Consider the following 24,632-nt stretch of genomic DNA (forward strand, 5'->3'; position numbering starts at 1 on the left):
ACGTAGGCAAAAATAAAGGGGCCGTCACGCGGCCCCTTTTCGCGCGCCGTGCCAGCCATCAATCCTGAGGGTTTCGGCTGCCTCCCGACGCTTGGCCGCCCTTACGTCCCGCTTCGGACGCAAGCTCACGGTCCTGGGAAAACGACCGCTTCTCCGCCGGAACGCTCTTGCCGCCCTTGCTGGCAATCTCGCGCTGCCGGTCGCCGTCCATCGATGCAAAGCCGCGCTTTGAAGTAGAACCTCCTGTCGCCATCACATGCCTCCTAAGCAGTTGATCTTCTGACTTGAAAACCGCCTGCTGGTGGGATGGTTCCGGACCGTCTTAACTGCTCGCCAAGGAGAGTGGATGACCTTTCGTAAGGTAGGTGATCGTTCCTGCGGCGGATGTGGACTGCTTTCAGCAAAATAAGATTATTGTCCTTCATATGGGCGCGAGAGTAGTAGGACCTTTTGGGAAGACCGAACCTGCCGTCCGCTGACAATCGCGGCATTGGCGTCACCGCCGCCGTCGCATCCATCTCGATCAACGATGCCCACGCCTAGACAGGTGGAAGGCTATATTCTATTGCGTCCAGTTTCTCCTCGGGACTCAAGCGCCGCCTCTTGAGCAACACGTCGTTATTCATCATGGATGAAAGTAGTTCTTTGCAAATTTCCAATGAAAATGCGCCTCGGAAAGGCCTCTCGATTGGAATCATCGCGCTTTCACAGATTGGCGACGATCCCCGTGTGCGTCGACAGGGCGATGCCTTCTTGAAGGCCGGATGGAATGTGGTCGCTATCGGACTAGCGGGCTCCAAATCTGCCCCGCCGGCATGGCCAATTCTCGATGAGACGCATCTTGAGCCCGTTAAGCCGGCCGGTGAGAAATGGATTGCTCCTTCGCCGCCTCCTCCTCCGAGAATCCTGCCCGCCGGCCTGACGACGGGGCAGAAGATTGTCCGGCTCGCGGTGACCCCCGATCTGCTCTATTTCGCCGTTCGCAAGCGCGTGATCCAAGCGGCAAAGCGAGCAGGCCTGAAGGCACCGGACATGGCACGCATGGCAAGGGCGGCAGCCCACTATTCGGGGTTGGCCTGGACCAAGCGGCAAGGCGTGCGGCGCCTCGGGCAACTCCGCTATGTGATCCGTATGCAGGCCCCGCGGCTCTTCCCCCAGGCTGCTGAAACCGCATTCTGGAGACTCAACAGCCGCTTTGACGACCTCTATCGGCTGGGCGCGACGCGCAAGCCCGACATCTGGCTTGCCAACGACTGGACGGCGCTTCCAATCGCCCGGCGTCTCGCTCGGGAGCATGGCGGGATTCTTGTCTACGACACCCATGAGCTTGCGGCGGATGAGTATACCGAGCGGCTTCGCTGGCGCCTTCTCCATCGCCCGGTCACCGTGGGCGTCGAGCGCGAGTGCATGAAGGAGGCTGCCCTTGTCACTTGCGTCTCGGACGGAATCGCGGACCGCCTCCAGGAATTGTACGGATTGAAGGAGCGCCCGCTCGTCATCCGCAACACCCCTAGCTATCAGGAGATGCCGTTCCGCCCCACCGGCGAGCGGATCGAGGTTCTCTACCATGGCATCGTCTCTCTGGGACGTGGCCTGGAGGAGTGCATCCGCAGCGTTGTCGATTGGCGTCCCGAGTTCAGCCTGACCATCCGCGGGCCTTGTTCGGAAGAATACAGGACCCAGCTCGAAAGGGCCATCTCGGTGGCCGGCGTCGCGGGTCGTGTCAGGCTTGTCCCGCCGGTCCCCATGGTCGACCTGGTCAGAGAAGCGAACGCTTTCGATGTCGGGCTTTTCGCTTTGCCGGACCACTCGCGGCATAACCGCTTTGCCCTTCCCAACAAATTCTTTGAATACACGATGGCGGGTTTGGCCTTGTGTGTCTCGGATTTGCCAGAGATGGCACGTCTCGTGAAGAAGCATGATCTCGGCGTTCTCTTCGCGGGAATGGAGCCGACCGTCATTGCTGCGGCTGTCAATTCGCTCGACCGGGCGTCAATCGACCGATACAAGCGCCTGTCACTGGAGGCGGCCCGGCAGCTGAACTGGCAGAAGGAAAGCGAGACCCTCGTTTCTCTTTGCGCGAATCTCGCCAACGCCAATCGAAAGACCTGAACGATGTGCGGACTCTACGGATCTATCGGCTTTCAGCCTGACCGCGATCGGATCGATCGCATCTCCCATAGAGGCCCCGACGGCACGGGTTGGCAGGAATTCGCCTCGACCGCCGGTCCGGTCGCGCTCGGCCACCGCCGCCTGGCCATCATCGACGTCAGCGATGCCGGCCTTCAGCCGATGGCGGACGATTCCGGCCGCTTCAATCTCGTATTCAATGGCGAGATCTACAACTATCTCGAGTTGCGTGAAGAGCTCCGCGCCAAGGGGCATTTCTTCAAGTCTGACAGCGACAGCGAGGTGCTGCTGGCTGCGTATAAGGAATGGGGCGAGGCCTGCCTCGACCGCTTCCTGGGCATGTTCGCCTTCCTGATCTGGGATGCCCGCGACAAACGCCTTTTTGCGGCGCGCGACCGCTTCGGGATCAAGCCGCTCTACATCGTCTCCAATCCTCGTGGCATCGCCTTCGCTTCCGAGATCAAGCAGCTCCTTGGCCTGCCGGGTATCGAAAACCGTATGAACCTGGCGCGTGTGAGGGATTTTCTTGCGTCAGGCATCAGCGATCATACGCCGGAGACGATGTTCGAGGGCGTCGTGCAGCTCCAGGCTGGCTGCTGCGTCACCGTCGATGCCTCGCGCTCCCTCTCCGGGAATTACGAACCCCGCCGTTGGTACAAGATCCCCACCCACTCAACGCTTGATATCCCCGAAGCGGAGGCTGCTGATCGTTTCCGGGAATTGCTCACGGATTCCGTCCGCATGCATCTGCGCTCGGATGTTCCGATTGGGTCGTGTCTCTCGGGTGGCCTCGATTCCTCGGCCATCGTCTGCCTCATGTCGGACATGCTGGCGGGGGAAGGCAAGGGCGCGCGGGTCAACACGGTATCCGCCTGCTATGCCGAGAAAAGCGTCGACGAGAAGCCTTTCATGGAGGCTGTTGTCGGCAAGACCGGCGCCAATCCTCATTACATTTTCCCCCGTGCCGAAGAGGTCTTCAAGCGGGCAGGGGATATCACCTGGCATCAGGATGAACCCTTCGGCTCAACCTCGATTTTCGCCCAGTGGTGCGTGTTCGAGGAGGCGAAGAAGGCCGCCATCAAGGTCATGCTCGATGGTCAGGGGGCCGACGAGCAACTTGCCGGCTATCACTCCTCCTACGTCTATTACATGTCGGACCTGATCCGGCAGCGCGACTACGTCACCCTGTTGCGCACCATGGTCGAGCGCGACCGGATCCACGGGGTCTCCTTCATGGAGCAGTTCAAGCGCTTCATCGGGCCGGTTCTGCCTCCGCAGTTGCGCACTTTCCTGCTTCGGCAGCGCCAGGTTCTCGTCAATCACGACTGGATGGGTTCGGAGGCGCTGCGGCCGCTGCAAAATCAGCCCGGCGCACTGGAAGTGGCAAGTCAGGTCAATGGTTTGCCGCCGATCACGGATATCGCCTCTCTCTGTGTCGTCCTGACCTTCGCGTCCAACCTGCAGATGCTTCTGCATTGGGAAGACCGCAATTCCATGGCCCATTCGATCGAAGCGCGGGTTCCGTTCCTCGATCACCGTCTGGTCGAGTTCAATCTCGCGTTGGGCAACGCGCATAAGATCGTCCGCGCGGATACGAAGCGGGTTCTGCGCCGGGCCATGAGCCACACCCTTCCGGAAAGCGTTCGGGAGCGCCGCGACAAGCTCGGTTTCTCCACACCGGAGGAGGTCTGGTTCCGCGGCCCTCTCAAGGGCATGATCCTGGACGGCGTCGAGGCCACCCTCAAGCGCTACCCGGATCTCCTGGAACCCAAGGGCACTCGTGCTCTCGTGTCGGACATGCTGGAAGGCCGACGCAACGTCGACTTCACGCTCTGGCGGATCGTCAACATGGGAATCTGGGGCGAGCGGTTCGGGGTCAGTTTGTAACGACCTTCCTGGCTGCCGAGTCTTTCGCTAGGCGCCCGCCTCTTTGAGGCGGGCTCTTTCCGGATGCACTGCGGTAACCGCACGTCCCGTTCCGCGCTGCGCAACGGGCTAACTGCTCGAACACCGTCAGCAGCCGTACATGCTGCACCATTCCTTACCAATTCTCGGGGTCATGCGTCGCGCGACCTCTGCAAAGCGACGATCTTTGGTGATCGTCGCGGCATGCTGCAGCAAGGCCCACATTGGCCAGCGATAGCCTGCGGGGAGATCTTCAACATACTGTGCAAATAAAAGGTCTCCATCCGGCTTGGTATAGCTCTCCATCTGCATAGCGAGACTGGCCAGATAGCGAAGCGAAGTTTGCAGCATTGCGCTGTCCCCGAGGAGACGGGGACCATTGTAGAGCGCGATCGCAACCGCAAACTACGGCTTAATGCTGTGAACGTTAGGTCGATCAACGACCGCAGGAATCCCCAAGTATGGAGCAATTTCCGTCGACCTTCTGTCCAGCGGCGGAGAGGAGATCTCCGAAGTCGCCGATTCAGAGGCAATGCGCTGTGGAGCTTGTCTTCGGGCCGTGACGGCCACGTCATAGACCGTGACCGCTAGGATCAGACAGGCCTCTCCAAAGCCAAGCAGAATTGTGCGAACAGGTTGAATAGACATTGTTTTTCCGACGCGTGACGAATGGCGATGCAAAATAGCGAGGCTAGAGCGAGGAACTCGTGCGTGATGGCGCGGGCTATTCGCGATGCATGCTGGGGTCCTCAGCACACTCGCTGCACAACTGTATCGAAGGGATAAGAAGCACGTTCGTGCTCGTTGGGGGCGGCACTACCCATGCTCCGTTCGATAACAATTGCAGCCATATTGGCCTCTGTCTGTTTAAAAGCGTTATGCCATGGAGGGGTGGACTAGACCAACGGTTAGTCAACCCTCTGCTTCCACTCCCGCCAGTAATCGAGAAGCGAGACATCTCCCCCTTGGGCTTGCGTCAAATGGGAGCGTCCATCGCTAGGTCGGAGGTCCGCCTCAATCATCTTCGCCTTGGCCGCGATTTCCTCAACCGGGTAGCGCTGTGAGGGGCAGAGAATGGATGATGCCGACGCCCAGCAGTCCCACTCGCCGATTTCTACCGAGCCGAGTGCTCCGGTCTTCCGGTTGTAGACCAGCACGGCAGGGGAGGAGTTTGCTGCAACTGCGATCCAATCGCCTGCGCTGGCTATGGTCGTGATGTAGAATAGCCACCTGTTTTCGGGCAGTTCTCGGCGCACAGGCATAAGGAGCCTCGTTCCGTCGGATGCCTGCAGGGAACCGTAACTTGGGCGGACGGTTGTTCCAAACATACTGTAGCTTGGGCTATCTGCCTTCAGCAGTCCGCGCCACATATCAGTGTTGTGGCGGTATGCGGAGGGTATGGATACATATCCCCACCGAGGGCCGCCGAACTCAAAAGAACGGGTTCCGTCTCGGCCAATCTTGATAACCCGATCCTGGTAAGTCGACAAAACGTAGATGTCATCGCCGTCGCGATAGGCGCAGTAGGGCATCGAAAGGTTGACTTGCGTCGGGCCGTTGGCTCCGAATGTTTCCTTTAATTCTAGATCCTTCGTCAGCGTGAAGACCCGGCCCGCCATAGCATCTGAGCCGATCAAGTCTCCAGTTTTCACGTCTTCGCTGATGCATGTCGCAAACAGGATGGGTCGCTCACCAATCTTCGAAACGCGTGCCAACTCTTTGCCGGTCTCCAGGTCGAACTTTGCTATGGTCTTTCCGCTGCCATAGACATGGTCACCGACTATCGCCACACCGTGAGACGATACAACGGGCCTTTTCCAGCGGTAGATCCAGGCGTCGTTGACACGCTCGAAGACTGAAAGAGCGCCGCCGTCGTAGTCGGCAATCGCCATGAACCGCCCGCCTCGCGAAACCTGGACGCCTTCAGGCCCTTTGATGCCATCCTCGTGGGTCAGGCGCTCGGCGAGTTTCAGGGTTACCCGTCCGGCATCGCGAAGGATTTCCGCAACGAGAACGTCTCCACCAGTGTAATTCGCAATGAAAACCCGGTCATAGAATGCCGAATAGTGAACGGCCGTTGGGCTCCAGACCGGCACGGGCATGTCCAATTGGACAAGCGCAGCCTCGCGGCGAGATATATCGAACAGGTAGATGTTGCGATAATTGACGACAAGGAATTCGTCGGGCCCGATTCTGGTCATAGAGACAGGAAGGAAGGGCTCGTCAGGAACGCGCTCAATTGATACGAATTCCGAGTGCCCCTTCAGATCAGGCTCGGGCGTCGTCGAATGGATTGCGCGTAAGCGCGTGTCTTGTGCCCGATTGCGATCCCGAGTTTCCGCGATGAAGGCGTTGAGTTGTAGCGCAAGATCGCTGACGGCTTTCTCAACCTGGACGGATCGTGCACCGGTTTGGGCAGAACGCGAATCCAGCCCCATGATCGAGCTGATGATCACTTTGTGCCGTTTGGAACCGATCGATTGTGCCGCAATTGCAAGCACAATCACAGCGATTACCGCTGCTCCAAGCGATGCCAGTTTCCACCGTTTCACCGGCTCCCCCAAGCAATACAGCGCCTGCCTAGCTGATCGGTCCGCCCAAGGCAACGATATTAACCAAGGTCAGGGGGCGGATAAGATCGAGCCGAAATGCTGGGTGGATGCCGAAGAGGTGGCGCTGGGCCGCGAAGCATAGTTCGGCCGACGGGGGCGCGCGCCCCAAGTCTCACTACACAAATGAAAAAGTGGCGATCTGTGAAAATTCGGGCCGAGTTTGTCTCGAAAATTCGTAAGATTAAAAACCTACACAGGGTAACCATATGTTGACAAGACCGTAGCTGGAGCTTAGTGAGCCCGATCGTTTGAAATGAATTCGAGGGCGTGGCCAGATATGGATATTCGGGGCAAAAAACTTGTTGTGATCGGCGGCGCGGGCTTGATCGGATCGCATGTCGTCGACGAGCTCCGGAAAGAGGATGTCGGCCAGATCCTCATCTATGACAATTTCGTCAGAGGAACCGTCGAAAACCTTGCCGATGCCCTGCGCGACCCCCGCGTTAAGATCTTCGAAGTCGGAGGGGATATCTGCCAGACCGACATCTTGAATGCGGCCTTGAAGGACGCCGATGGCGTCTTCCATCTTGCCGCTCTCTGGCTTCTCCAGTGCCACGACTATCCTCAGTCGGCGTTCCGCGTGAACGTTGAAGGAACGTTCAATGTGATCGACGCTTGCGTGAAGAATGGGGTCAAGCGTCTCGTTTACTCCTCGTCCGCATCGGTTTACGGCGATGCCGTCGAGGAGCCGATGACCGAAGATCATCCGTTCAATAACAAGAATTTCTACGGCGCCACCAAGATCGCCGGGGAAGCGATGGTCAGGTCGTTCCACCACCGCTACGGCCTTGACTACGTCGGCTTGCGTTACATGAACGTCTATGGCCCCCGACAGGATTACCGCGGAGCCTACATCGCCGTCATCATGAAGATGCTCGATGCCATCGAACGCGGTGGCGGGCCGACGATTCTCGGCGATGGTACCGAAGCCTTCGATTTCGTCTCGGTTCGCGACTGCGGTCGCGCGAACGTGTGCGCCATGAACGCCGATGCGACAGACCGCTTCTACAATGTCGGCACGGGCCAGCGGACCTCTTTGCGGGAGCTTGCGGAGATTCTTCTGCGCTTGACTGGTTCCAATCAACAAATCCAATACGCCCCCCGTAGCCAGGCGACACTGGTTCGCAACCGTATCGGTTGTCCGAAGCGCGCCGCGGAGGAAATTGGATTCGTTGCAGGCACCACGCTCGAACAGGGATTGGAAGCACTCATCACCTGGAGAGCGCAGCATATTGAAGAGGTTGAGAAGCGGCGACAGAAGTCTGCCGCCTAAGGCCGTTTTCTCCAAAATCCTGGGAAGCATTCGACATGTGCGGAATCGCCGGCATCTTTCATCGTAATGGCGAGCCTGCATCGAGTGCCCGTCTGAAAGCGATGTGCGATGCGATTGCGCATCGCGGTCCCGATGGTGAGGGGCAGTTTGTGTCCGGCCCGGTCGGGCTTGGTCACCGTCGTCTCGCGATCATCGAGCTGTCGTCGCTCGGACGGCAGCCGATGGTGACCCAGGACGGCCGCTACACCCTCACTTTTAATGGGGAGATCTACAACTTTAACGAGTTGCGGGCTCAACTTACGGCACGCGGCCGCACCTTCGTATCTCGATCTGACAGCGAGGTACTGCTGCAGGCCTTCGCGACTTGGGGCCTTGATGCCCTCCCCCGGTTGAACGGGATGTTCGCCTTTGCGATCTGGGACAAAGAGACGGAGGTCCTGACGCTTGCCAGGGATCGGTTCGGCGTCAAGCCGATCTATTATGCTGAGGCCAAAGGCACGTTTCTCTTTGCATCCGAGATCAAGGGGATTCTCGCTCATGGCACCATCGGTCCTGAGCTGAATGCTGAGGGGCTCGTCGAGTACTTCACGTTCCAGAACTTCTTCACCGACAACACGCTTTTCCGGAACGTCCGGTTGCTGCCGCACGGGTGCTACATGCAGATCCGGCGCGGGTCTCAGGAGGCTGTCCCGGTGCGGTACTGGGACTATCATTTCGAAGAGCCGGCTCACGCGGCGAGCAAGGGCGAACTCCTTGAGCAGCTGGATCACCTCTTCCGGCAGGCGGTCTCTCGGCAGCTTATCAGCGACGTCGACGTCGGTTGCTATCTTTCGGGCGGCATGGATTCCGGCTCGATCGCTGCCGTAGCGGCGAGCCAGCTGCCCTATATGAAGACCTTTACCGTGGGCTTCGACCTCAGTTCGGCATCGGGCGTGGAGCTCGGGTTCGACGAGCGTACTGCCGCGGAATACATGTCCTACCTGTTCAAGTCCGAGCATTACGAGATGGTCTTGAAGGCGGGTGACATGGAGCGTGTGCTTCCTAAGCTCGCCTGGCACCTCGAGGAGCCGCGGGTAGGTCAGTGCTATCCGAACTTTTATGCCGCGAAGCTCTCAAGCAAGTTCGTGAAGGTTGTGATGTCAGGGGCAGGGGGCGACGAACTCTTTGCCGGATACCCGTGGCGATACTATCGCGCCGTCACGAGCGACAATTTCGATGACTACGTCAATAAATACTATGCCTTCTGGCAGCGGCTGGTCCCTGAGCAGCTGCTGCCGGAGGTCCTGGCGCCCATTTGGGGCGATGTCAAACACGTCTCCACGAAGGAAATCTTCAGGAACGTGTTCCAGGAGCATGCGAGCACGCTCACGCGCCCCGAAGACTATGTCAATCATTCGCTCTATTTCGAGGCGAAGACATTCCTGAACGGCCTGCTCGTCGTTGAGGACAAGCTGAGCATGGCCCACGGGCTCGAAACCCGAGTGCCATTCCTGGATAATGATCTCGCTGACTTCGCGATGCGGCTGCCAGCTGGCTTGAAGCTAGGAAATCTCAGCGAGGTCATGCGCATCAACGAGAATGAGCCAGGCGGAAAGCATGAGCGATATTTCGAGCGGACCCGCGATGGAAAGCTCATCCTGCGCGAGATGATGGGCCGTTACATTCCGTCGGAAGTGGTGAACCGCGTCAAGCAAGGTTTCTCGGCGCCCGACGCGAGCTGGTTCAAGGGCGAGAGCATCGACTACGTTCGCCGACGTCTGTTCAATAATAATGCGCGAATCTACGATTTCTTGGATAAGCAGAAGATCCAGAGCCTCGTTACGGACCACCTCGAAGGGCATGAGAACCGGCGCCTGTTGATCTGGTCCCTTCTCAATGTTGAACAATTTTGTGAGGAATACCTTTGACCGCCTCAAAGCTGCTATCGGTTCCGTCGACTGTGCTGAGCCTTTTCTGGCGCGGCCTCTCGCCCAAGCAAATGTTTGCTGCTTCCAAGGATGCGCTGCGTTCCCTCTGGACGTATCGTGCTCTCTGTCGGGAACTCGTCCGTCGTGACCTCATCGGTCAGTATGCGGGCCAGCTTCTGGGCTCGTTCTGGGTTGTCGGTCATCCCCTGTTTCTGCTGCTGGTCTATATTTTTGTGTTTGTCGTCGTCATGAAGGTCAAGCTGACGATGTCAGTTCAGATGCCTCGCGACTACACGAACTATATTCTTGCCGGCCTTGTGCCGTGGCTGTGCATTCAGCAACTCCTGACGCGAAGCACGACTGTCCTTATCGCCCAGGCGAACCTCGTGAAGCAGGTTGTGTTTCCGATGGAATTGCTGCCGTTCGGCGCGGTCTTCGTGACGATGGTCCCGCTCTTCGTCGGTATGGTCGCGTTGGTCGTCTATCAGCTTCTGGGCGGCCTTGGTGTGCCGCTGACCGTTTTGCTCGCGCCTCTCTTCGTTGCTGGCCTCTTCTTATTCCTTTCGGGCCTTTCGTTCATCATATCGGCGATAACGCCATTTTTCCGTGATTTGAAAGACTTCATCGTCGCGTTCACGGTCGCTGGCGTGTTCCTTGTTCCTGCCGTTTACTTGCCCGATTGGGTCCCCGAGACGTTCGCTCCGCTGATCTACGTCAATCCATTTAGCTATCCGATCTGGGTTTTTCAGGACATTTTCTACTACGGCCGGGTTGAACATCCGTTTGCTTGGGGGCTGTTTTTCAGCCTCGCCTTGATCGTTTTCGCTGCCGGATGCCGGCTGTTTCGGCGGATCCGACCCTACATTGCCAATGTTCTTTAAGGTTTCGCACGATGCTCCTCGCTACTAACACGGCGGATCTTCAAGAGGCTTCGGCTCCGATCGAGCCGGTGATCACCGCCAAAAAACTCTCCAAGGCCTTTCAGATCTACGCCAATCCGCGGGATGTCCTCTACGAACTCGTCACACGACGGTCGCGGGCCCGCGAGCATTGGGCTCTGTCGGACGTATCATTCGACATTTATCCGGGCGAGGTGATCGGTATTATTGGTGCGAACGGCGCCGGTAAGAGTACATTGCTCAAGATCCTGGCCGGGACTTTGACCCCCACGAGCGGAATGGCCCGGGTCAACGGGCGCATGTCGGCGATTCTTGAGCTCGGCACCGGCTTCCACCCGGAGTTCAGCGGCCGCGAGAACATCATCACGGGCGGAATGTGCCTCGGCATGTCGCGCGAGGAGATCGAGGAGAAGATCCCCGAGATCATTGAGTTCGCGGAGCTGGGGCATGTGATCGATTATCCGTTCAAAACCTATTCGAGCGGAATGCAATCACGCCTTACGTTTTCGACTGCGATCCATGTCGATCCCGATATCTTGATCATCGACGAGGCCCTGGCAGCCGGCGATGCGTATTTCGCAGCCAAGAGCTCCCGGCGTATCCAGAAAATCTGCGAAAGCGGCGCGACGGTGATCTTCGTGAGCCATGGCTCTGCGCAGGTCGCGCAACTTTGCGATAGAGCCATTTGGCTGGACGGAGGCCGCGTTCGCGAGATTGGCCCTGCGCGGGAAGTCACACGCAACTACGACTATGAAGTTCACATGCGGATCTCCGGCGAGCAGGGTAGGCTCGTTGAAGTTGCCTCCAATGAGCTTCGAGCCGACAACGAAGCTGCGGTCGTCAATTATGCCGCGTCTGCTGGCACTGGCAGGCGAGCAGATGAAGCTGCGAAAGTCGCGGCATTTCGACGGGGTCCCATCGTCATTGACCGTGTCTCTTTCAGGGGCGCCGACGGAAACGAGCGTTATGCCTTCCGCACCTGGGAGGATATCGTGCTTGATGTTGAGTATCATTGCGAGGGTGAGGTTCCGGAAGGAACCCTTGGAATGGCGGTTGGCATAGAACGAGCAAAGGATCTGGTTCTCGTCTCGCAAATCGGCACCTGCAACCTCTCTGGAAATGAGGCGCTGAGCTTCGATCAGGATTACAACGCAGCTCCTTTCCGGAAGCGGGCGGGGCAGAAGGGGCGCATTTCGCTGACCTTGCCTCAGAACCAACTGCTCGCGGGGGACTATATTTTGTCCGTCGGGCTTTTGGAGAATGTTCCTTACAATGTGGAGTTCTACGAGTATCATCACCGCGTTTATAAGGTGAGGATTCTCCAGACAGGATACCCGTCCGAAGCTCTCTTCTTTCCGATCGCAAAATGGGAACACCAGACGGATGACTCCTCATCCGACAGTGAGAACCGTGATGTCTGATGCCATCTCTGCTACGAAGTCGCGCAATCCGCTGTTTCGCGTGGTTAGAGGGGCATATCGGTTCGCAAGAAGCCTGGTGGATCTCCCGCGCCAAGTCGAGAGCGTTCAGAAGTCGTCGCTCGTCCTCTCGCAGCAGCTTGAAGAGTGCTTGCGCTTGAGTTCACTCGTGTCGCAGCACTCGGCCAGTGTCAGCGCAACGGCAAGCAATATCGACAGAGTTCTGTCGGACCTGACTGAAAAATTCGGTGACGTCCGCGAATTCGCGATCCGCCTCGACTCGATGGCCCGGAGTTTGCATGCGGCGTCGACGGAAGTGGAAGCGCTCGGACGCGAAGCGCGGCGCAACGCGAGGCGCATGCCGTTTTTGCTTAACGCAAAAGCTCCTACGCTTTCGGAGCCTGATCGAAGCGCTTCGTTTCCGGACATCCTCAAACGTTTGGAGCGTGACTACCCCAAGGTCTATCCGATTTGGAAGACCTTGTTCGATAACGCAGTTCCGCTTTATCAGGATGATCCCGACGCAAATCTGAGCACGGTGAATCACCCAACGGCGACTCGTTTCAGGGATTGGGTAAATCTATACGCATACGGGAGGCTGCTCGACATCGGGTGTGGTCCCGTGGCTGTGCCTCACTATCTCGATGGCTATGACCTCAGCCTCGTTGCCGGCCTCGATCCGCTCGACGGGCGGGAGCCCCATCCGTTTCAATTCTACCGCGGCTGCGCCGAGTACCTCCCATGGCCGGACGGTTCGTTCGAGACGGTTGTCATAGCCACCTCTCTCGATCACGTCATCTCTCTGAGAAAGACGCTCTCCGAAATCCGGAGAGTGCTGTCACCTTCGGGCGTTTTAATCCTGTGGCTCGGGTTTATCCCAGGGGGTAAATATTTCGATCCGCATCCCGAGGAAGAGCCGGTTCCGATCGACAACTATCACCTGTTTCATTTCGATCGGCCATGGTTCGAAGAAATCATGGCTGAGTATTTCACGCTTGAAGCTGTTCAACAAATTGACATTGAGCAAAGCTTCTATGTCTATTCGCGGTCTGAGGCGTGATCCGAGAGACCTTACCTGAGTTGTTCAGATGCAATCGGTGAGGAGTTACAGTCAATAGAGGTTGTTGATGCAACCGCATCGATTGGCTCTGATTATTGAGGTGGCTGGGTCAGGGAGGGGCGAGAAGCCCAAGCGGTTCCTGCATGGCTCTAGTCATTTGGGGCTTGTGAGCAATGACGCGTGCTTCAATTGAAACATCATATGGCGCGAGGAATGCCGCCAACGATGCCGTAGAGCGGCATCGTTCGGCATACGAGGCCCTCCTTGAACCGCTCGCCGATGTCGCCACTCGTTTGAGCTTGGCGGAAACTCGCCTTGATCGCGTGCCGGGCGAGCTAGCGGCCTTGCGGGCCGAGCACGCAGCCGAGATGGACCGACTTTGTACGGCGCATGCGTCGGAAGTTGCGCAGCTGAGGGGAGAACTCGACACCGTCTACCAGTCAACATCGTGGCGGATTACGAAGCCGCTTCGATCTGCTGGATGGCGGTTTCGGGGCCTCAAAGGATTCGTGAACCGGCATACTGCCGGGATGTTGCGCTTGGTGAAGAGCATCGTGCCATGGGGGCTGGGACTGGCGGTCCGCAGTGCCAATCTCGGCTTGAATGCTCTGACGGCCGGTGCTGCCGGGTGGCGACGCCGGTTCGGCACACCTCGCACGATGTGGGGAGTAACGCCGATCCTCACGCTGCCGCTGCTTGCTCGATGCGATCGCCTCCTTGGATTGCGATCCGACAGTCTCGTATTCACGACATACTACACGACCAGTTCGTTCGACGTTAATCTGAAAAGACTCTGCGAGTACATCTACACGAAGCATCCAAGCTGGACCATTAGACTGCACAAGATCATCTTGCGCATCGCCCTTATGCGCTACGATGTGTTTCATTTGTTCTGCGATCGGAGTGTCTTGCTCCCGACGCGGCGGATGGAAGTCAACGAAGATGAGATGAGGGCGATCACGGTGTTCGATAAATCCCTCTATACGTATACTTACGGTGCGGACGTGCGCACGCGGCAGGTGACCCTGTCGTTGGGGCGCTACAATCTCTGTGCCGAGTGTCCGGAGCCCGGTCGTTTCTGCATGTGCGATGATGCGGAAGGACGCGGTAATATTGAGCGCATTAGCAAGTATGCCACGGAAATGCTCGCGATGGGCGACATGCTGGCCTACGTGCCTAGCGCGACTAATCTGCACTTCTGGCCTCTCGATATAACGAAGTTTCGCTACACCGAGCCGACGTGGACAAATGACCGCCCGTTGCGTGTCGCGCATGCGCCCAACCATCCTCACTTCAAGGGAACTCAATTTCTGCTCGATGCGATCGAGCGACTTCAGTCGGAAGGGTACGCGATCGAACTCGTCCGGGTGCAAGGGGTCCCCAATACTGAAGTGATCCGCCTGTTTGAAACCTCCGATCTCGTCGCCGATCAGTTCATCGCGGGCTTCCACGGATACACCGCGCTTGAGGCAATGGCCCTGGGCAAGCCCGTTCTCTGCTATCTTCGCAGCCCGGACATGGCGCTTGATCCGGTTAATTGCCCCATCATCAATGTTTGGCCGGACACGATCTATTCGACATTGAAGCGTTGCCTGGAAGGGGAGGTTGACCTTAAGGAATTGGGCCGCAGGAGCCGCTCCTATATCGAGCACTACTATTCGCTTGATGCCGTTGCGGGTCGTCTTGGAACAATGTATCTCAGGTCGGCGCGGTTCCCTGAGCGGATCAACCGGCGGATCGAACGGCGGCTGTCCGAGATTCAAAGCCGTCTGCCCGATTTGCTCCGCGGAGCGCCTCCTGTTCCTTGGCATCTTGTTGAGCAAGCTAGCCCCGAAATGGGCCTCGGAGTGGATCCAACGTTAAAAAAGGTGCCCGATTGAACGCAGATCGCCGCCAGGCACAAATCGAGCAGCTGAATGATACCGACCCGGCACCACAGTCCGGAGTGTTAGGGCTGTCGGATAGTGACACAAGCTCGACGATCGCTTCCGCGCACGGTGTTCGTGGCGCAGCAGATTCCGCGCTTCAGGAGCGCGAGCAGTTGATGCGGCGTCTGGAGATCGCAGAGGCGGAGCGTGACGATCTCGCCCGGCAGCTTGATGCGATCATGACAAGCCGCTCCTGGCAGCTGACCTCTTCGCTTCGCGCCGGGCTTGCCTCGTACGCGACATCTCGGGCGAGGTTGAAGATCGCTTTGCAAAGGGCATGGACGTCCGTTCGGAATCCTTCGCTTCCGAAGTTTCGTGATATTTTCATTGAACGATACCAGTCGACTGCGCTCGCCTCCAATCTCAAGCGGCTGAGCAGAACCGCCGACACGATCAAGGAATTTGTGGTCCCTGCGTTGCGGGCACCTCGTAGCGTGGCGCCCGCTGATGATGCGGCGCCGCTCATACTGATGATCGTGTTCTCCGACTTGCGCGTCGATCCACGCGTCATGCGCGAGGCGCGGGTGCTCGCCAATGCGGGTTTCCGGGTCAAGATCGTTTATCCTGACGCAATGAGTACGCCCGAGGCTCCTGTCGTTCTCGATTATGGGCCGGGTGTTGAATTCCGTCCGCTCCCGCCGAGCGCCATGAGCTATCTTGGCGTCCCCCCTTATCTGATGGGCCACGAGTTCCTTGAGGCTATTTGTGAGGAGCGTCCCTTCGCGATTCACAGCCATGACCTTTCGACGGCGCTGATCGGCCTCGCCGCCGCAGGCCGGCTACAGGTTCCTTGCGTTTGTGACTTCCACGAATGGTACTCGGAAAACGTGTCGTGGGATCATGAAAAGGCAGCTTACGTCCAGCATCCCCGTCCTATCAAGATCGCCTATCGTCGGGTCGAGAGGCTCGCGATGGCCCGCGCTGCTGCCGTCGTTACGGTGTGCGAGTCCATTGCGAGCGAACTGGAGAGCAATTTCTCGTTCGGGCGCAAGAAAGTTCATGTGATCCGAAACATTCCGTCCTCCGGTCAGGCACCAAGCCGGGAGTACGCTTCGCTTCGCGAAGAGCTCAACCTCCCTGCCGACAAGATGCTGGTCCTATGGCAGGGCGGAACGGGTCCATCCCGACTCCTCGAGCCGGTCATCGAGTCATTGGGGCATTACGAGCATTTCGTCCTGGTGATCCGGGGGCCCAGCCTTGACATTTTCGGGGACGCGTATCGCGAAATTGCTGCTCGGGCCGGAGCGCCGGACCGGCTGATACTTCTGCCGCCAGTGCCGTCCCGAGACGTCGTTGCGGCGGCCAAGGGAGCTGATTGCGGAGTGTGGACACTGCCCAACCTCTGCAAGAACTTCTCCTACGCATTGCCTAACAAGGTTTTCGAATACCTGTATTCGGGGCTCCCGATCCTGGCAGCGGACTATCCTGAGGTTCGCCGGCTCGTCGATGGAAGCCAAGTCGGGCTTCTCTTCGATCCCTATGACCCGCAATCGATCGCGCAGGCGGTCAAGCGCCTTCATGAGGAGAAGGGGCTGGCCGAATCCATGCGAGCAAGAATGCCGGAGTTGATCGCTGAGCTGGATGCCGATCGTGAATGGCAGAAGCTTGTGACCCTTTATCAGACCCTTGCGAAGCAAGGTTCAACCAAGTCGCTTCGCGCGATGGGGCGTGTCTGATGCGCGTACTTCATGGACCGGTCAATATCGGCAATCAGCCGTGGGTCCTCTCCAGACATGAGCGGCAACTTGGAATCGACAGCGAACTTGTCGTGAACTACACGCCGTCCCTTGGCTACAAAGCCGATCGCGTCGTCAGCCCGCTCGGCTGGGTATCCGAAGAGGAGATGCGGGCCAGGCTATTGAATGGCCTGCGAGCGCCGTTCGACTACGATGTTCTGCACTATTATTTTGGCCGCTCTCTCATGTACTGGGATGATTACGGCTCAAGGAATTACCTTCCTTTTCTTGACGTTGAGGTGGCGCGGCGCCTAGGGCGTAGTATCATCTTCACGCTCCAGGGATGCGACGTTCGCATTGCCGGCGACTCGACCATCAGAAACCGGTTCACCCCATGTCGCGCAGGCCATTGCACGGTGTTCGATACCTGTCTTGCGACGTTGGATGACCAGCGGAGGCATTTCATCCGCGATATTCTTCCAAAGGCCGATCGTGTCTTCTTTCTCAATCCGGAGCTAGGTCATTTCTTGGGCCGGGGAGAGTTTCTGCCTTATAGCAGTGTCGAGATCGACCGGTTCGAGGTCATTCCGCCGGTCACGGGCCGTCCGCCGAGGATCCTCCACGCGCCGACTAATGGCGAAATCAAGGGAACGCCAGCCATCCTCGAGGCGATCGATCAATTGAGGCATCGCTACGAGTTCGAATTTGTCCTGGTCCGCAACATGACGCATGAAGAGGCGCTGAAAGCGTATCAGACGGCCGATCTGGTCATCGATCAGGTGCTCGCCGGCTGGTATGGCGGGTTTGCGGTCGAGGTCATGGCGATGGGCAAGCCGGTTCTGTGCTATTTGCGAGAGGAAGATTTCGAGTTCGTTCCGAAGGAAATGTTTGCAGATATCCCGATCATAAATATCCGCCCGGATCGATTGGCTGCTGATATCGCGCAGGCTCTCGACCGACGAGCCGAGTGGGGGGAGTGGTCCGCCCGTTCAAGGCAATTCGTCGAGAAGTGGCATAACCCCGCCGGCATTGCTGCCGCCCTAGCTCGGGTGTACGAGGACCCTACGGCACCCCTGACACTGCAAAAACTCTCGTAAAAGGGCGGAAATCGGCCAAAGATGATACGCTCTGCCTCGTCGACTAGCTTGGTTCGCCTGGAAATTGGAGGTTCCTTGGAATGTGCGGAATAACAGGAATCCTCCACTTCGGTCGGGATTCTCAGGCGCCCGGTCGCGTGCGCCGGATGGCGGATTCCGTCGTTCACCGGGGCCCGGATAGCGACGGTTATTGGTCGGACGATGACGTCGCGCTCGGCTTCCGGCGTCTCGCCATCGTCGATATCGCCGACGGCGAACAGCCAATGGCGAACGAGGACAAGAGCGTCTGGATCGTCTTCAACGGGGAAATTTACAACCATCGCGAACTGCGGCGCGAACTCGAACTGGCCGGGCACCAGTTCAAGTCCGACCATTCCGATACCGAGGTTTTGGTTCACGGATGGGAGGAGTGGGGCGAGCGTCTGCCGGAGCGGCTGAACGGCATGTTCGCGTTCGCGATCTGGGATTTGCGCGCGAAGAGTCTGTTCCTCGCCCGCGATCGGTACGGCATTAAGCCTCTCTATCTTGCGACGGCCCGGGATGGTTCGCTCGTTTTTGCATCCGAGGTGCGGGCATTGCATGCCAGCGGACTTGTTCCTGTCGAGGCGGATGCAGCAGGTGTCATCGAATATTTCAGCCTGATGAATTTCTGGCATGGGCGAACCCCATTTCGTGGTGTCTCCATGCTGCAAGCGGGGCACTGCGAGTTGGTGACCTCGTCCGGTCGCCGGCAGCGCAAGTACTGGGATTTCACGTTCTCGCGGAATCGTGGATCGGAGATGGGGCGAGCGACGGACGAGTTCCGCGAGGTCTTGCATCAATCGGTCAATCGTCAGCTCGCGGCGGATGTCCCGGTCATGTCCTATCTGTCGGGAGGAATCGACAGCTCATCCATCACCGCCGTCGCCCATCAATTGCGGCCGGGTGTTCGGGCATATTCCTGCATCTTCAATCTCGACCAGGTCGGCGAAGATCGCTTCGTGGACGAGCGCGAATTCTCGCGTGCGGTTGCGCAGTCCTTGGGGATCGACCGCGTAGAGCTCGAGATCCCGCAGGATGCACTGATCCAGAACCTTGATGCGACGATCGCTGCGTTGGAATATCCGCGCATGGGCATGGCGTATGTGAACTACCTCATCGCCAAGCGTGTCTCTGCGGACGCGAAGGTCGTCCTCTCCGGAATGGGGGGCGACGAAGTCACAGGAGGCTATGTCGGGCGCTACGCGATCATCCCGCGGATGCACGGCTCGGAAAGCGTGTCGCTGGCAGATGGGGCGAGTGCCGATGCAATCTTCCAGACATTCCGCGCAATGCTCAATGTGCCGATCCGCGCCGAAGAGCTGACGGAAGCCTTCACGCCGGATTTTCTCCGGATGGCGGGAGGCTTTGATCCCGTCTACGAGATCCGCCGGGCCTTCCGGTCGGCGCCCTCGGACGACCCATGGGACGCGTTGATGTATGTCGACGCGAAAACCTATCTCCACGGGCTCTTGGTTCTCGAGGACAAGCTGTCGATGATCCATTCCCTGGAGACGCGTGTTCCGTTGCTTGACAATGAGGTCGTCGATTACGCGCTGGAGGTTCCGTGGCACCTTCTGTCGGACGGCCAGACTGGAAAGATTCTGTTTCGTGAGGCCGTCCGACCGTGGGTGCCGGACGCCATCTATACGAAACCCAAGATGGGCTTCGGCCCGCCTGACGCGTCGTGGTATCGCGGCCGTCTGAGACCCTGGGTCGAAGCCCAACTCTCCCGGCTCACATCACAGGGCGTGTTTCAACCCAGCTTCATCCGCCGAAAACTCGACGAGCATTTCAGCGGCGCGGCCAACCATGTCGCGTTGATCTGGTGTCTTTTGAGCTTCGAGAGCTGGTGTCGTCAAAGCGGAGTTCTGGGCGGTCTTTCGACTGACCAGAGACAGATCGCATACAATTAAGAGGTTACTATCGTGCGTAAGGCAGATTCATCGCAGTTTCGACCGGCCGGTGTGGCCGATGGCAAGCTTGAATTGGTCTCATTCCGTGAGGACGGAGAGCATGTCATCGAGGGAATTCTGAAGGTCGGCGGTACCGACAATTGGTTCCCGATTCTCCAAGGCGTCCCGTCTTTCCTCACCGGCCCGCTCCGGCCGGACCTCCAGGATTTTTGCGGCCGTCACGGTCTGGCGCTGCCCGCCGACGCGCCCGCTGCCAGCACGAAGCTGGAACAGGCGAAGACCAATGAAACCTTCTCCGACAAATGGAGACGGTTCAAAACCTATGGTCTCCAACCCGAGCACGAAGACTTTCTCTTTGGCTGGTACTGCAAGAAGTTTGCGCTGCCCGACAGAGAGGCATTGAAAGCGTTTTACCGTGATCGGGAACGGGTGCTCGAGGTGGGGCCTGGCTCGGGCTTCAACACGCGCTTCATCGCCCAGAACTGCAAGGGCCATGTTACGGCGCTCGACATTTCCGATGCTGCGTTCACGACCTTCGGCAATACATCCGCTCTGCTGAATTGCACGACGGTTCAAGCCGATTTGATGGATGCGCCGTTTGCTGACGGAACCTTCGACTTCATCATTGCCGACGGAGTGCTGCACCACACGCCGGACACGAAAGCGGCCGTAAACGCCCTCTATCGCAAGCTGCGTCCTGGCGGACAGTTCTTCTTCTATGTTTACAGGAAGATGGGCGCCGCTCGTCAGTTCTGCGATGCCATGATCCGTGAGCATTTCACCAAGCTCACGCCAGAAGAGTGCTATGCTGCTTGTGAGGGCCTGACGGTGCTCGGCCGGGAGCTGTCCAAGCTCAATGCGACGATCACGCTCGACACGCCGATCCCAGTGCTCGGGATTCCGGCCGGTACGCACGACGTTCAGCGGTTGATCTACTACAACTTCGTCAAGTGCTTCTGGAATGATAGCTTCGATTTCGAGACCAACAATATGGTCAACTTCGACTGGTATCATCCTCATAACGCTTGGCAGCACACGCAAGAGGAAGTTGCCGGTTGGCTCGAGGAACTGGGCGTCACGACCTACCAGTTCAACGACTCCAATCCGAACGGAATCTCCGTGCTTCTCACCAAACCGAAGGTGTAACTTCGAATGCGTGTGATCGTCACTGGGGCGACGGGATTCATCGGCACTCGGCTGATCCGCTCGCTGTCGGAGAGCGGGCATGAGATCATCGCGATTGTGCGTGAACCGGGAACGCGGCTTCAGTATGCCGAGACGGTGGTCTGGGATCTGAGCCGTGACGAACGCCCGCCTGGACTTCCGACGAGCGCCGATGCGGTGATTCACGCCGCTCAGGCCCGGAATTATCGGAACTTCCCTGCGGATGTAGCAGACATGGTTCGGATCAACGTATCTGCGACCGCCGCATTGCTGAGCTATGCGGGCGATATCGGCGCGGAGCGGTTCTGCCTTTTGTCGAGCGGCACAGTCTATGAGCCCTACCATGCGGAGCTCCTGGAAAGTGCCGCGCTCGATCCGACGAGCTATCTCGGGATCACGAAGCTGGCCGGTGAGAAATTGGCGCGACCCTTCGAGCGCCTCATGTCTTTGTCGATCCTCCGTCTGTTCTTTCCCTACGGTCCGGGCCAGGAAAACCGCCTGGTCCCCGACCTGATCCGCCGGGTCAAAGGACGAGTTCCTGTCCAACTGGCCGCAGACGGGCAGGGGATGCGTTTTGTTCCGACTTACGTTGATGACATCGCACGCGTTATCCAGCACTCGCTCGCGGAGAACTGGACCGGGGTTTTCAACGTTGCTTCCCCATATGAAGTGAGCATTCGCGAACTCGCGGCCTCGATTGGACAAGTCGTGGGAGAAGAGCCGATTTTTTCGGTTCAAGAAGGAGGCTCGCCCCGCATCGTCCCCAATCTCGATCGCTTGGGGGCTCACTTCGATCTAAACCAGTTCACCACGCTTACCGATGGACTGCGGCAGACCATTGGTAAGTAGACTAGGCAGCGAAAGCGACCCCCTGGGGAGTTGCCGCCCAGTCAGTCGATGACTTGACTACCAATTATCGAGACGCGCTATGTCATATGATGAAAACAACGTCTTCGCTCGCATCCTCCGAGGGGAGCTGCCGAGCTACAAGGTGTACGAGACAGAGCACGTCCTTGTTTTCATGGACGTCATGCCCAGAAGTGCCGGGCACATGCTCGTGATCCCAAAGGCGAAGGCAAGAAATATCCTTGATATTGGCCAGGGCGAGCTTCAGCACGTCTTCAGCGCAGTCCAGCTGATGTCGCGCCTCGCAAAAGAGGCACTTGGCGCAGACGGCGTATCCATCATCCAGTCCAATGAGGGCGCCGGAGGACAGATCGTGTTTCACATGCACGTTCACGTGATTCCTCGCTGGAATGGAATCGAGTTGAAGCCCCATAGTGGAGTGATGGAAGACGCCGAAGTTCTCGCCTCAACGGCGGAACGGTACAGAGAGGCTTTGAGCCGCCTAAAGGGATAGACTGCGTCATTTCGACCATGGTGTAGCCGGGGCGACGAGCGGCCCTGCCATCCGCCTGTCCGTTAGGGCTTTATCAGAGCCGCAAAACAAGACGTCAGCCCGATTCTGGCCTTTCGGTGATGATATGGGCTGTAGCTTTTGGATTTAATTCTTAACAGATCTTTGGGAATCAATTCTGTAATACAATAATGTGATCTGGCGCTCTAGGCCGGCGTGTGGACTTCGAGTCGGTGGGTCTGTAATAGCGACTCTGACTAAGATAGAAGTGAGCACCAGGACCGTGCCGAGCGCATATAGCAAACTCGCCGCATTCATGCAGGCAAAGAAATCCAATCCTCTTTCGCTGGCCAAGATCATGACGGGCTGGCTTTGGACATCGTTGCTACCCGCCGGAGCAGGGCCTGAGCCGACAGGCGCGGGGAACGTTCCCAAGGTCATGAACGCATCCTGCGGTTGGCGTGATGTCCTGATGGAGTCCCTGTTCGAGCACATTGGGATTCAGCATCGCCGCGTCAATTTTTACGATGTTCCTTTCCAGTCCAATCACACGGCTACAGAACTCTTCATCAACGGCAAGTGGATGTTCTTTGACTCCACGTTCGGCATCTATTTCACCCGCAAAGGAAGTAGCGTGCCTCTTTCGATGGAGGAAGCGCGGAACTCGTGGCCGAACGTCGTCATTAATCAAAGCTCGTTGAAGGGATGGCAAGGCGTTTTCGTCGATCCGAATAAGATCAGCGCGAACGCATATAAGACCACGACAGACACCTTCGCCTATGCGCCTTCGAATTATACCGGCGCCGATGGCGTCGTCGCGGGCGAACTATACGCTTTGTATTTCGTGAAGAAGGCGACCTACCTCGATGACAAGGGGGAGAGGCCAATCGGCGACGATGCGCGAAGCTGGAAGATCATGACCGACACCAGCAACACGAAGTCGTGGCGGCAGAACACATATTTTTATGATGAGAAGGGGCGCAAAGACGCTCAATACATGCTCATGGACAACAAGAGCCATGTGTTTACGCATTGGGATTTGGACAATCAATACGACTGGCTGCAGAAGACCACGAAAGTGACGGCCGCGAGTCGAGTCGAGCAGATCGCAATCCTTTATGACGACCGATCCAAAGATGTCACGGATTATGATGCGAAGTCAGCGCGACCCTGGTCCAGCGTCCAAAATCACTACGGCAATGATGGCAAAGTCGATTACGCCATTGTGAAGTACGACAACGGACAAACGCTAGAAACAGAGTATGACGAGAAAGGTTTCTATGCCTGGGCGCGATACGACGACCTTTTCGACGCGTCGAGGCAGACGCTGAGCACGACCATCACCTTTGATGACGGCACCATCAAGTTCTACGATTGGGCGACAGCTGCGAAGATTTCAGGCACTCCAGGCGACGATGCCCTTTCCGGTGCGGCTGGGGACGACGCGCTCTTTGGCGGCGACGGAAATGATGTGCTCAGTGGAGGGGGCGGATTGAACCGCCTCGAAGGCGGGAATGGCAGTGATGTCTACTACGTCGATAATCCGAGCGACATCATCGTAGAAAAAGCGAATGGTGGCCACGACACCGTAGTGGCAAGTGTAAACTTTATCCTCACGCGGAACGTCGAGGATTTGGTTCTCACAGGAGATGCCATCTACGGTACGGGGCAGGAGCTCAACAACTGGGTCGTGGGCAATACTCAAAACAATGTTCTTACCGGTGGAGGTGGGAACGATAGGCTCATTGGAAACGAGGGGAACGATTTTCTGACCGGTGGCTCCGGTCGGGACACGCTCCAAGGTGGTCTTGGTCAAGACACCCTGTGGGGCGGACCCGATGCCGATGTCTTCCTTTGGAATAGCATCGAGGAAATCGGGTCTTGGGTAAAGGACGCCGACATCGTGATGGATTTCTCCCCGCTGCAGGGCGATAAGCTCAATTTCAAATACATTGATGCGGATACGACGCGGGCTGGAAAGCAGTCTTTCACTTTTATCGGAGATAAAGGTTTCAGCGCGCCCGGTCAGATCCGATATGTGATCAGCGGAAACGAAACGCTTATCTACCTCAACACGGATCGCGATTCCTCGGGAGAGGCGGTTCTCAGGCTGGCTGGCAAGTTGAAGCCGGATGCTTCTTGGTTCACTCTCTAGCGCCCCTTCGCTTGAGAAGATCTGTTTTCGATTGAGAGCCGTCTCCGCTGGCGCGGGATCGGCTCTTTTTCTTTTGTCTGAGCGCGCTGTCGATCACGTAGCAGATCCACTTCGCTT

General features: G+C 57.8%; 18 protein-coding genes. 15 read left to right on the plus strand and 3 right to left on the minus strand.

Features of this window, described 5'->3' with window-relative positions; translation table 11 throughout:
• Positions 1-58: 58 nt before the first annotated feature.
• Entirely contained in the window at positions 59-253 is a 195-nt protein-coding gene (locus HB375_RS09305; RefSeq protein WP_167672723.1) for a KGG domain-containing protein, read from the minus strand.
• 698 nt (positions 254-951) lie between these two features.
• Here HB375_RS09305 and HB375_RS09310 point away from each other — a divergent pair.
• Together HB375_RS09310 and asnB (HB375_RS09315) are read left to right on the plus strand one after the other, a co-directional pair.
• Positions 952-2,112, plus strand: coding sequence for a glycosyltransferase (locus tag HB375_RS09310; protein ID WP_167672724.1), 1,161 nt, complete (start codon positions 952-954; stop codon positions 2,110-2,112).
• Between the two features lie 3 nt (positions 2,113-2,115).
• Positions 2,116-4,017: an asparagine synthase (glutamine-hydrolyzing) gene (asnB, locus tag HB375_RS09315; protein WP_167672725.1), complete on the plus strand. Its 1,902-nt coding sequence runs from the start codon at positions 2,116-2,118 to the stop codon at positions 4,015-4,017.
• Positions 4,018-4,143: 126 nt separating this feature from the next.
• Here the strand turns inward: asnB (HB375_RS09315) and HB375_RS09320 are convergent, their stop codons facing one another.
• Both HB375_RS09320 and HB375_RS09325 read right to left on the minus strand, forming a co-directional pair.
• A complete protein-coding gene (locus HB375_RS09320) occupies positions 4,144-4,386 on the minus strand; it encodes a hypothetical protein (RefSeq protein ID WP_167672726.1) in 243 nt (80 codons plus the stop codon).
• 557 nt (positions 4,387-4,943) lie between these two features.
• Positions 4,944-6,587 (minus strand): hypothetical protein, encoded by a 1,644-nt coding sequence (locus HB375_RS09325; RefSeq protein WP_167672727.1) that lies wholly within the window; start codon positions 6,585-6,587, stop codon positions 4,944-4,946.
• A gap of 337 nt (positions 6,588-6,924) precedes the next feature.
• On the opposite strand from HB375_RS09325, the gene HB375_RS09330 reads away from it, so the two are divergent.
• The 13 genes from HB375_RS09330 (at position 6,925) to HB375_RS18495 (ending at position 24,515) form a co-directional block, all read left to right on the plus strand.
• Positions 6,925-7,920 (plus strand): NAD-dependent epimerase/dehydratase family protein, encoded by a 996-nt coding sequence (locus HB375_RS09330; protein ID WP_167672728.1) that lies wholly within the window; start codon positions 6,925-6,927, stop codon positions 7,918-7,920.
• Between the two features lie 35 nt (positions 7,921-7,955).
• Positions 7,956-9,827 carry an asparagine synthase (glutamine-hydrolyzing) gene (gene asnB, locus HB375_RS09335; protein WP_167672729.1) on the plus strand — a complete coding sequence of 624 codons (1,872 nt, stop codon included), beginning with the start codon at positions 7,956-7,958 and terminating at the stop codon, positions 9,825-9,827.
• 32 nt (positions 9,828-9,859) lie between these two features.
• On the plus strand, positions 9,860-10,708 hold the full coding sequence (locus HB375_RS09340; RefSeq protein ID WP_167672730.1) for an ABC transporter permease: 849 nt from the start codon (positions 9,860-9,862) through the stop codon (positions 10,706-10,708).
• 11 nt (positions 10,709-10,719) lie between these two features.
• Positions 10,720-12,147, plus strand: coding sequence for an ABC transporter ATP-binding protein (locus HB375_RS09345; protein ID WP_167672731.1), 1,428 nt, complete (start codon positions 10,720-10,722; stop codon positions 12,145-12,147).
• Positions 12,140-13,204 (plus strand): class I SAM-dependent methyltransferase, encoded by a 1,065-nt coding sequence (locus tag HB375_RS09350; protein WP_167672732.1) that lies wholly within the window; start codon positions 12,140-12,142, stop codon positions 13,202-13,204. Before HB375_RS09345 ends, HB375_RS09350 begins: the two co-directional genes overlap by 8 nt.
• Positions 13,205-13,377: 173 nt before the next feature.
• Positions 13,378-15,084, plus strand: coding sequence for a glycosyltransferase (locus HB375_RS09355; protein WP_167672733.1), 1,707 nt, complete (start codon positions 13,378-13,380; stop codon positions 15,082-15,084).
• Positions 15,081-16,808: a glycosyltransferase gene (locus HB375_RS09360; RefSeq protein WP_167672734.1), complete on the plus strand. Its 1,728-nt coding sequence runs from the start codon at positions 15,081-15,083 to the stop codon at positions 16,806-16,808. Before HB375_RS09355 ends, HB375_RS09360 begins: the two co-directional genes overlap by 4 nt.
• Complete coding sequence (locus HB375_RS09365) at positions 16,808-17,905, plus strand: glycosyltransferase (RefSeq protein WP_167672735.1); 1,098 nt, start codon at positions 16,808-16,810, stop codon at positions 17,903-17,905. Before HB375_RS09360 ends, HB375_RS09365 begins: the two co-directional genes overlap by 1 nt.
• Positions 17,906-17,985: 80 nt before the next feature.
• Entirely contained in the window at positions 17,986-19,839 is a 1,854-nt protein-coding gene (gene asnB, locus HB375_RS09370) for an asparagine synthase (glutamine-hydrolyzing) (protein WP_167672736.1), read from the plus strand.
• A 12-nt stretch (positions 19,840-19,851) separates the two neighbouring features.
• Positions 19,852-20,985 carry a methyltransferase domain-containing protein gene (locus tag HB375_RS09375; protein WP_167672737.1) on the plus strand — a complete coding sequence of 378 codons (1,134 nt, stop codon included), beginning with the start codon at positions 19,852-19,854 and terminating at the stop codon, positions 20,983-20,985.
• A 6-nt stretch (positions 20,986-20,991) separates the two neighbouring features.
• Positions 20,992-21,852, plus strand: coding sequence for an NAD-dependent epimerase/dehydratase family protein (locus HB375_RS09380; RefSeq protein ID WP_167672738.1), 861 nt, complete (start codon positions 20,992-20,994; stop codon positions 21,850-21,852).
• A gap of 79 nt (positions 21,853-21,931) precedes the next feature.
• Complete coding sequence (locus HB375_RS09385; protein ID WP_167672739.1) at positions 21,932-22,363, plus strand: HIT family protein; 432 nt, start codon at positions 21,932-21,934, stop codon at positions 22,361-22,363.
• A 265-nt stretch (positions 22,364-22,628) separates the two neighbouring features.
• Positions 22,629-24,515, plus strand: coding sequence for a calcium-binding protein (locus tag HB375_RS18495; protein ID WP_167672740.1), 1,887 nt, complete (start codon positions 22,629-22,631; stop codon positions 24,513-24,515).
• The last annotated feature ends 117 nt before the right edge of the window (positions 24,516-24,632 follow it).

This window comes from Microvirga terricola (assembly GCF_011777495.1).
GTDB lineage: Bacteria > Pseudomonadota > Alphaproteobacteria > Rhizobiales > Beijerinckiaceae > Microvirga > Microvirga terricola.

What these genes read in the sequence shown, in the direction of transcription:
- HB375_RS09355 (WP_167672733.1), top strand. Translation starts at nt 13,378, where the DNA reads ATGACGCGTGCTTCAATTGAAACATCATATGGCGCGAGGAATGCCGCC.
- HB375_RS09380 (WP_167672738.1), top strand. Translation starts at nt 20,992, where the DNA reads ATGCGTGTGATCGTCACTGGGGCGACGGGATTCATCGGCACTCGGCTG.
- asnB (WP_167672736.1), top strand. Translation starts at nt 17,986, where the DNA reads ATGTGCGGAATAACAGGAATCCTCCACTTCGGTCGGGATTCTCAGGCG.
- HB375_RS09330 (WP_167672728.1), top strand. Translation starts at nt 6,925, where the DNA reads ATGGATATTCGGGGCAAAAAACTTGTTGTGATCGGCGGCGCGGGCTTG.
- HB375_RS09320 (WP_167672726.1), bottom strand. Translation starts at nt 4,386, where the DNA reads ATGCTGCAAACTTCGCTTCGCTATCTGGCCAGTCTCGCTATGCAGATG.
- HB375_RS09305 (WP_167672723.1), bottom strand. Translation starts at nt 253, where the DNA reads ATGGCGACAGGAGGTTCTACTTCAAAGCGCGGCTTTGCATCGATGGAC.
- HB375_RS09385 (WP_167672739.1), top strand. Translation starts at nt 21,932, where the DNA reads ATGTCATATGATGAAAACAACGTCTTCGCTCGCATCCTCCGAGGGGAG.
- asnB (WP_167672725.1), top strand. Translation starts at nt 2,116, where the DNA reads ATGTGCGGACTCTACGGATCTATCGGCTTTCAGCCTGACCGCGATCGG.
- HB375_RS09345 (WP_167672731.1), top strand. Translation starts at nt 10,720, where the DNA reads ATGCTCCTCGCTACTAACACGGCGGATCTTCAAGAGGCTTCGGCTCCG.
- HB375_RS09350 (WP_167672732.1), top strand. Translation starts at nt 12,140, where the DNA reads ATGTCTGATGCCATCTCTGCTACGAAGTCGCGCAATCCGCTGTTTCGC.
- HB375_RS09365 (WP_167672735.1), top strand. Translation starts at nt 16,808, where the DNA reads ATGCGCGTACTTCATGGACCGGTCAATATCGGCAATCAGCCGTGGGTC.
- asnB (WP_167672729.1), top strand. Translation starts at nt 7,956, where the DNA reads ATGTGCGGAATCGCCGGCATCTTTCATCGTAATGGCGAGCCTGCATCG.